The sequence below is a fragment of the Streptomyces bambusae genome (assembly GCF_019400985.1).
GTDB lineage: Bacteria > Actinomycetota > Actinomycetes > Streptomycetales > Streptomycetaceae > Streptomyces > Streptomyces bambusae_A.
The window spans coordinates 1-7,739 of the sequence record NZ_WTFF01000341.1 but is presented as its reverse complement, the minus strand read 5'-3'; the positions used below and the strand labels follow the sequence as shown (position 1 = coordinate 7,739).

At 71.3% G+C, this 7,739-nt stretch carries 8 protein-coding genes, 1 tRNA gene and 2 pseudogenes; 2 read left to right on the top strand and 9 right to left on the bottom strand.

The features are described from left to right. Positions 1-134: 134 nt before the first annotated feature. Positions 135-935 carry an exodeoxyribonuclease III gene (locus tag GPJ59_RS30735; protein ID WP_219671190.1) on the bottom strand — a complete coding sequence of 267 codons (801 nt, stop codon included), beginning with the start codon at positions 933-935 and terminating at the stop codon, positions 135-137. Between the two features lie 140 nt (positions 936-1,075). Between GPJ59_RS30735 and GPJ59_RS30730 the strand changes: the two genes are divergently transcribed. Then, positions 1,076-1,582 carry a GNAT family N-acetyltransferase gene (locus GPJ59_RS30730; RefSeq protein ID WP_219671189.1) on the top strand — a complete coding sequence of 169 codons (507 nt, stop codon included), beginning with the start codon at positions 1,076-1,078 and terminating at the stop codon, positions 1,580-1,582. A 16-nt stretch (positions 1,583-1,598) separates the two neighbouring features. On the opposite strand, the gene GPJ59_RS30725 is transcribed toward GPJ59_RS30730, so the two are convergent. The 4 genes from GPJ59_RS30725 to GPJ59_RS37990 all read right to left on the bottom strand — a co-directional run bounded on the left by GPJ59_RS30725 (position 1,599) and on the right by GPJ59_RS37990 (position 4,352). Further along, positions 1,599-1,991, bottom strand: a complete 393-nt coding sequence (locus tag GPJ59_RS30725) for a nuclear transport factor 2 family protein (protein WP_219671188.1) — start codon at positions 1,989-1,991, stop codon at positions 1,599-1,601. 377 nt (positions 1,992-2,368) lie between these two features. After that, complete coding sequence (locus tag GPJ59_RS30720) at positions 2,369-3,733, bottom strand: CoA transferase (RefSeq protein ID WP_374200956.1); 1,365 nt, start codon at positions 3,731-3,733, stop codon at positions 2,369-2,371. Positions 3,734-3,873: 140 nt separating this feature from the next. Next, a complete protein-coding gene (locus GPJ59_RS30715) occupies positions 3,874-4,116 on the bottom strand; it encodes a hypothetical protein (protein ID WP_219671187.1) in 243 nt (80 codons plus the stop codon). A 104-nt stretch (positions 4,117-4,220) separates the two neighbouring features. Then, positions 4,221-4,352, bottom strand: a complete 132-nt coding sequence (locus GPJ59_RS37990; RefSeq protein WP_258025168.1) for a hypothetical protein — start codon at positions 4,350-4,352, stop codon at positions 4,221-4,223. Positions 4,353-4,814: 462 nt separating this feature from the next. On the opposite strand from GPJ59_RS37990, the gene GPJ59_RS30710 reads away from it, so the two are divergent. Beyond that, positions 4,815-5,207, top strand: coding sequence for a hypothetical protein (locus tag GPJ59_RS30710; RefSeq protein ID WP_219671186.1), 393 nt, complete (start codon positions 4,815-4,817; stop codon positions 5,205-5,207). Between the two features lie 255 nt (positions 5,208-5,462). Here GPJ59_RS30710 and GPJ59_RS38965 read toward each other — a convergent pair whose 3' ends face one another. From GPJ59_RS38965 to GPJ59_RS30690, 4 genes and pseudogenes are all read right to left on the bottom strand, one after another. Then, positions 5,463-6,206 carry a helix-turn-helix domain-containing protein gene (locus GPJ59_RS38965; protein ID WP_374200955.1) on the bottom strand — a complete coding sequence of 248 codons (744 nt, stop codon included), beginning with the start codon at positions 6,204-6,206 and terminating at the stop codon, positions 5,463-5,465. Positions 6,207-6,320: 114 nt separating this feature from the next. Continuing rightward, a pseudogene (locus GPJ59_RS30700) lies at positions 6,321-6,844 on the bottom strand (transposase); the annotation flags it as partial. Between the two features lie 325 nt (positions 6,845-7,169). Beyond that, positions 7,170-7,243: transfer RNA gene (locus tag GPJ59_RS30695), tRNA-Ala, on the bottom strand. Positions 7,244-7,330: 87 nt separating this feature from the next. After that, positions 7,331-7,739: pseudogene (locus GPJ59_RS30690) on the bottom strand (hypothetical protein); the annotation flags it as partial.

Sequence of the window (7,739 nt, the reverse complement as noted above, 5' to 3'; positions counted from 1 at the left end):
CGCCGCCGGCCCGGCGGCGGCCCGACGGACCGGCCCGCCGCCGCCCCGGCCGATCAGGCCGGCGGCGCCGCTGCTGCGGATCAGCCCGGCGGCGGCGCCCCGGGCGATCAGCCCAGCTCGTAGACCACGGCCGATCAGCCGAGCTCGTAGACCACGGTGACGGGCGCGTGGTCGGACCAGCGCTCGGGGTGCGTCCCGGCCCGCTCGACGAACCCCTTCACGGCCTTGGCCGCGAGCCCGGGCGAGGCCACGTGGAGGTCGATGCGCCAGCCGGCGTCGTTGTCGAAGGCCCGGCCGCGGTAGGACCACCAGGAGTACGGGCCCTCCTGTTCCGGGTGCAGGGCGCGCATCACGTCCACGTACCCGGCCTCGTCGTAGACCTTTCCGAGCCACTCGCGCTCGTCGGGCAGGAAGCCGGCGCTCTTGCGGTTGGTGCGCCAGTTCTTGAGGTCCGCCTCCTGGTGGCAGATGTTCCAGTCGCCGCAGACCAGCACCTCGCGCCCGTCGGCGGCGGCCTTCGCCCGCAGCTCCTGGAGGTACGGCCGGAACTCGGCCATGAACCGGTACTTCTCGTCCTGCTTCGGGGTCCCCGCCTCGCCCGAGGGCAGGTAGAGGCTGGCGACGGTCACCCCCGGCAGGTCCGCCTCCACGTACCGCCCGGATGCGTCGAACTCGGCGCTGCCGAACCCGACCCGCACCGCGTCCGGCTCCCGCCGCGTGTACAGCGCGACGCCGGCCCGCCCCTTGGCGGCAGCCGGCGCGAAGACGGTGTGCCACCCCTCGGGCTCCCGCACCTCCGCCGGGATCTGCCCCTCCTCCGCGCGGACCTCCTGCAGGCACACCACATCGGCAGCCGTGCCCGCCAGCCACGGCACGAAGCCCTTCTTGGCGGCGGCGCGGATCCCGTTCACGTTGACGGAGGTCACGGTGATCAAGGCAGACTCCCAGACTCGGACAAATGTCCCGGACAAACGTGGAGAGCGTACTCGGCTCCCCGCCCCGCCCTCCCCGCGCGCCACATTCCGGACAGTCGATCAAGGGTCGGCGCCGGGCGGCGCGGTCGTACGATGTTCGAATGCCGAACGAGCCTCATGGGATCCAGCTGCGCACCGTGTCGTACGACCACCCGGACGCGGTCAAACTCAACGACCAGGTCCAGCTCGAATACGCGCAGCGGTACCAGAGCGAGGGCGACATGACCCCGCTGGACCCGGCCATGTTCACCCCGCCGCGCGGCCTGTACCTGCTGGCGTACGACGCCACGGGCGCGCCGGTGGCCAGCGGCGGCTGGCGCAGCCACGAGGCCAACGACGAGGGGTACGCGGACGGGGACGCGGAGCTCAAGCGGATGTACGTCGTCCCCGAGGCCCGCGGCCTGGGCCTGGCCCGCCGCATCCTGGCCGTCCTGGAGGAGGACGCCCGGGCGGCCGGCCGGACCCGCATGGCCCTGGAGACGGGCGACCAGCAGCCGGAGGCGATAGCCCTGTACCTGTCGTCGGGCTACACGCTGACCGACCGCAAGTTCGGCCTCTACCGCGACTACGACTCCAGCCGCTGCATGACCAAGCCGCTGCTCCCGTAGGGGCGGGGGTCTGTCACTACGACCAGAACTTGTCGTATGCCCGTTGGTCGGACCAAAGCTCCCAGCCTTCGGTGATCCTTCCGTCTCGGATGTGGAAGACAATCACGTAATCCATGTCGAGCTCCTTGCCATCACGCGAGGCCGTGGCGTGGAGCAGGGCGACCGTGTGCCGGTCGTTGGCGAGCACATCGTGGAGTTGTGGGCGGTACGTGCCCCCTGAGAGCTGGAATTCCTTTTGGAACGCAGCGAACGCGGCCTCACGACCGCGAAACTCCCCGGCCAGCGGGCTTTGGCCAGGGGCATGCCACACCACATCGGGGTGGAACAGCTCCGCCAGCGCGTTCATGTCGCCTGCTGTGAAGGCGGCAAAGACCTGATGAAACAGAGCAACATTCGGATGATCAGTCATCACAGCCTCCTCTTCCTTCCGGCCTCGCGAACGTAATCGGAAGCCGGATGGAAAGCCGCAGGCACACCGGGCCGATGAGCCCGCCTGCCCCGATCGGGCGCACCTGGAGCCGTGACGACCTCCGACGCTTCAGCGCCGACTCCGGCTCCGGCTCCGGCTGGGCAAGGCCGCTCTCGTTCGAGGCATCGGCGGCGCACTGTCGCTGACCACGGAAGGAGCCAGAACCCGAGTTCCGACAGCACCCGTACCCTCTGGGGCGTTCCCTGTTGGCCGAGATCGCCGAGCTGCTGAGGGCCCGCGGCCGGGCGGGGCGCGTCGTGCTGGGCTACGAGTACACCTGCCACCAGCGGTCCGCCTCAGCCCGAGCCACTTCAGCACTACGCGCGCGGCAGCCAAGCGGCCGGGTCCGTGCCCCAGCGGGACGGGCCGCGGGGCCAGTCTCCGGGGCCGAAGGCCAGTGGCGGGGCCGCGTGGCGCAGCGGGCCGTAGCCGGAGTCCGTCGTCCGCAGCCACGGCGCGGGGTCGTACGCCTCCCCGTCCGCGGCGCCGCTCCCCGCGCTCCCGTCCGGGACGATGTCGCGGACCAGCCACGAAGCCGTCCCCGCCAGGGAGAACCTCAGGGCGCGGCCGCCCCCGGCCGCCAGGGCCCGCAGGACGCCGGCCGCGATCAGGTAGCCGGTCCCGTGGTCCAGCGCCTGGGCCGGCAGCACCCCCGGCCGCCCGTCCGCGCCCGCCTCCGCCGCCGCGATCCCGTACCCGGCCTGCACCAGCGAGTCGAACCCCCGCCGGCCGGTCCACGGGCCGTGCCAGCCCCAGGCGCACAGCTCCGCCACCACCAGTCCCGGCCGGCGCGACATCAGCTCCTCGGCCCCGAGCCCGTGGCGCTCCAGCGCGCCCGGCCGGTAGCCCGAGACCACCACGTCGGCCCCGGCCAGCAGTTCCTCGAACACCGCCCGGTCCCCCGGCTCGGCCAGGTCCAGCCGCGCCGAGCGCTTGCCGAATCCCGTGTCGGCGTACGCGTCGTCCGACTCCGGCAGCCGCGGCGGGTCGATGCGCAGCACGTCCGCGCCCAGCAGTCCGAGCGTGCGCGTGGCCACCGGACCCGCGATCACCCGGGTGAGGTCCAGCACCCGGGCCCCGGCCACCGGCACCGGCCGCGGTCCCGGCTCCCGCACCCGCGTCTCGACCAGCGGCTGCGGATCCCCGTACGCCGGTGCCACGGCGACCGCGAGCCCGCCCGCCGCGTACGCGGCCTCCTGCACGTCCACCGCGGACCGCCCCGCCACGGCCCGCTCCAGCCCCTGCGGCGTCCGGACAGCCGGTCCGAGCGCCCGGACCAACGCCTCCCGGTGGTGGTCGTAATTGGCGTGCGTGCGCACCCAGCCGTCCCGGGCCCGCCAGAAGCCCGACAGCGGCGCGAAGGAGACCGGGGCCCGGCCCCGCACCCGCAGGTGCCGCTCACTCACGAAGGCCGCGGCCACCGCCCCCTCGTCGACGACCAGGGACGCCACCTCACCACCACCGGCCGCCGCGGCCGCCTCCGCGGCGGCGAGCGAGCACACGCCGACGCAGGCCCGCGCCAACTCCCGTACGGGCAGCCGCCCCTGCGCGAGCCCGTTCACCCCGCGGTACGCCACCCGCGACACCAACTCACCGGGCCCCCCGAGCGCCGCCCATGCCTGGCTCGTCGCCGAGTCCCCGACCCCGCCCACCCGGTCACCACCCACCCGAAGTCCCACGATCCCCCACCCGAACTTGACACCCACTCAGGGCCCAGACCAATCCTGCCAGGCGGCGGACCGCGCCGGTCCCGGCGGACCGATAGGGCCGGTGGGCCTGCGACTGAAACCCAGTCGGTGGGCGAGGGCGCCACCACGTGGTGTCAGAGTTCAGGCGCCAGGACCGTCAGACGAAGCAGAGCGACGAAGGCCAGTCCGGCAGGGACGACGTACCACCACCTGCGCAGCCACGCGGCCTTCACGAACACCCACGAGAGCAGCGCCGTCACGCCGGAGAAGGCCAGCCCGATGCCGGCCGCGACCCCGGCCTCGTCGGCGGCCTGGCTGTCCCAGGGGCCGTCCGGCTCGACCATGTAGGCGATGAGCAGGACATAGCCCGTCACCACGTACCCAAGGACGAGAACGACGGCGCACACAACCGCGCCGACCCGGCTCGGTGACCGCCGCGGACTGCTCCCAAGCACGTCGGTCGTCGCACGTGTACCCCTGTTCACCCCAGCGCTTCCTTCGCCTGATCCAGCCTCCGGTCGAAGCCCCGACCATATGCCTGTGCGGCTTCGCTCTCGTAGAAGGGGCCGCCGTTGTAACGAGCGGCGAGTTCCTGCATCTGGGCGCGCGTCATCTGCTCCGGTGGCACGCCGGCGAAGCCGTCAACCCGGCCATCCCGGATCGAGATGGTGTCCCACCGAGTGGTGCAGCAGCGATCTCAAGAGAGCCGAAACTTCGCATGAATGTCCAAGGCGAACCGATGCCTTGGGTTCGACCATGGTTGGGCCGCCCCCGGTTGCGGGTCTTGGCATCGGCGAAAGGGTGAACGTGTCTGTTCAGCGGTACAACGAACGTCACGCACCACCATCCGCGGACGGTCCACTTCCGCTACCAGCGGATTGCCGTACACGCCTCTGCGGGCAGCGCTTGGAAGAAAGCCGGAAGCTTCCGGCCAGGCCTGGCGGCCCCGCAGGTATTCGTGCCTTCCGCGCCATCCCGCGGCGGCCCTCGGGTCGAGGGCTCATCCAGCGGGGCGTGGTCCCGAGTAGGAGTTACCTGCCTATCCAGCGTCAACCCGTTGTCGAAGGAGACAAACATGCGATCTATCCCTTGGCCCCGCAAGACCGCCCTGACCGGCCTGGCGCTGGCCGCCGGCGCCAGCGCCGTCCTGGCGGGCGGCTCGCCCGCGGCCGCTCACGACACCAACTGGGTCTGCTGGGCTTCCGCCGGCAGCACCGTGGGCTGCGTCCGGGTGACGACCAGCCACACCAAGATCGAGGTGTGCGACACAGCCAAGAACGGCATAGGCGTCTACGCCGAGTTCTACCTGAAGAACAACCGAAGCGGCGAGATCGCCCACGACGTCGTCAGCGACTCCAACGGCGCCGACCCCGGTTGCGGCACCTACCGGACCGAGACCGGCTGGGTGATCACCCGCTTCCGCGGCATCGAGCGCGGCTCCACCAGCAGCCCCTGGATCACCGCCTGACAGCATGCACCACGCCCCGCCACCTGAACCATGGTTCAGGTGGCGATGGGCTTGATTCGCTTGCGTACCTGCTGGCTTCGCAATACTCCCGGCCAGGCTGAGGTTGTGCGCAGTTGCGTTCCAGCCAGGAGGGTGACGCGGGCGTGGGACGTGGCAGCCGCACCCCGCGGTATCGCCGAGCTCAGCGATCCTCTGGCCCGCCAGGGCGTGCGATGTTGATGAGTGGCGAGCGCGGGTGCCTGGACCGAGGCGTGTTCAGGGGCGGGACAAGCGGCGCATCTCAGAAGGGGTGGCATCACGGTGGCGGCGCATCACTCGGGTGAGATGGGCCTGGTCGGCGAAGCCGTAGCGGGCCGCGAGGACGAGCAGGGACGTCTCGCCGGCGTGCAGGTCCTCAAGGACAGCGCGGACGCGCAGCTCGTTGCGGTAGGCGGTGAGAGTCATGCCGGTGACGGATCGGAAGACACGGCTGAGGTGATGGGGGGAATAACCCACCCGTTCAGCCAGGGCATCGAGTCCGAGGGCAAGGCCATCGGCGGCCAGAGCCTGGGCCGCATGAGAGACGGCATGTCGACGCTGTCTATCGGCGGCCCCACCACGCAGGTTGCCGGGCACGCCTGGGACGAGCCTGAGCAAGGCATACAGCCGGTCGGCCAGTTCGAAGTCGTCGATACCGCGGCGACAGGCCACCAGGACATTCCGATGCGCCCGGTCGAACTCCCTCGTCATCATGAAATGGCCTACCGGCAAACGCATCGCCAGTTCCTCCGGCAGCCGCAGCTCGGTCCCCAGGTCCATATCGCCCGTCGGATGGGCCACCTGCCGGTCCTGGCCCTCGCGCAACATCACCCCGCCCATCCGGTCGACATAGCATTCCCGCCCCTCGACCCGGTGCAGGAACCCCCCGACGCGCTGCAACCACAACGCGTACACCGGGCCGGGATGCGGCGCGGTGAATCGGCGGTGATCGCTCAGACAGGTCACCTCCAGCACCGCCATGCCACAGGCAGCTCCCAGCCCGATCGTGCGCCCCCGCATCCCGCCTCCCCTTGGCCAAGCCCGATCACCGATCTCCGCCCTCATCCGCCCGTCCTGGGTGAGCGGGTGCGCCGCAAAGACCTGGACGACGTCCGTCCGACGCTTGATCTCGCGGGTGATCCGCTCCAGCGGGTTCGTGGATTGGATCTTCTTCCCATGTCGTTCCGGGAAGCCGGCGAAGGCGGTCAGGTCGCCCTTGGCCTCCAGCGGCATCGCAGCCGATGACCAGGCGGGACCCCGGACAGGCCGCGCTCGCGCAGGGAGCGCAGGAACGCGGCCCAGAAAACCTCGGTCTCGCTGTCGCCGGCCATCAGCCCGAGCACCTCGCGGCCGCCGTCCTCGGTGATCCCGGTGCGGACCTTGGGGATGGCCAGCTCCAGGTCGCCGGCCTGTGTGGTCAAGGTCTTGTCTCGGTGGCCGTTGCGCCAGGTGGTGCGGGCCTCGGTGTGCTCGCCCGGTTCGGCCCCGATCCGGGCGGTTGCCTCGGCCTCGATCAACTCCTGCGGGATCCGCTGGGCCAGGGTCCTGATCAACTCGATTCCGTCCGCCGAACGCAGTGGCTCCGTCAGGCGGAGTAGGTCAGACCGGGATAAGGCCATCGCGTACCTCCCTGGTGAACTCGCCGTTCCACTCAGAGAGTTGCGCGATGGCCGCCCCATGGCCAGGGGTCACTCCAAGATCCCTGCTACACCACTCCACGGGACGCCATCAACATCGAAGGGCTCAACAGCCGAGCCAAGCCCCACGGGATCGACGTCTCCGACCCGTCCAAGCGACTCGCGCACTACGACCGCGAGGACCACAGGCCCGTCCCAATCGTTCACCGGCTCGAACACACCCCGGAAACGCCGAGATCCCGCCCCGCCTTTCGGCGGAACGGGATCTCGTGACGATTCCCGGTAGCTATCCGGGAACTGTCGTCTGTGGACCTGTGGGGATTTGAACCCCAGACCCCCTCGATGCGAACGAGGTGCGCTACCAGACTGCGCCACAGGCCCTTGCGACGTGTGAAACATTAGCATCCCTTCCGGGAGGCTCCAAAATCCGTTCCCGGGCGGGCCTCGCGGGGGTCGGTGCAGGTCATGTCACTCGTTCGCCGCGCGGGGGCGCTCGTCGCTCTCGTACTGGTCGAAGAGCGGGGTGCGGCCGCGGTCGCGGCCGCGGAGGGGCTGCGGGGGCTGGGGCTTCGACGGTTCCACCGGGGCCGGCTGGGGCTGGGCGCGCAGGCGGGGTTCGGTGGGTTCGGCCGTGCTGGAGCGGGAGGCGCTCCAGCCGTCCGGGTTGACCGGTCCCGTGGCGCGCGGGGCGACGGGCGCGGTCACGTACGTCGGCAGCGGGACCGGGACCGGCTCCCAGCTGTCGCCGCGGGCCGGGCCGCGCTCACGCTCGCGCTGCTGGTCCACCCACTCGGCGTGGTCGGTCTGTTCGACCAGCGCGCGCCGGCCGGCCTCCTGCGGGGAGACCGGTGGGGCGGGGTCCGGGTCGGGGCCCGCC

Excerpts from the sequence above, each read along its gene's own strand:
- GPJ59_RS30730 (WP_219671189.1), top strand. The coding sequence starts at position 1,076 with ATGCCGAACGAGCCTCATGGGATCCAGCTGCGCACCGTGTCGTACGAC.
- GPJ59_RS30725 (WP_219671188.1), bottom strand. The coding sequence starts at position 1,991 with ATGACTGATCATCCGAATGTTGCTCTGTTTCATCAGGTCTTTGCCGCC.
- GPJ59_RS37990 (WP_258025168.1), bottom strand. The coding sequence starts at position 4,352 with ATGACGCGCGCCCAGATGCAGGAACTCGCCGCTCGTTACAACGGCGGC.
- GPJ59_RS30710 (WP_219671186.1), top strand. The coding sequence starts at position 4,815 with ATGCGATCTATCCCTTGGCCCCGCAAGACCGCCCTGACCGGCCTGGCG.
- GPJ59_RS38965 (WP_374200955.1), bottom strand. The coding sequence starts at position 6,206 with ATGGCGGTGCTGGAGGTGACCTGTCTGAGCGATCACCGCCGATTCACC.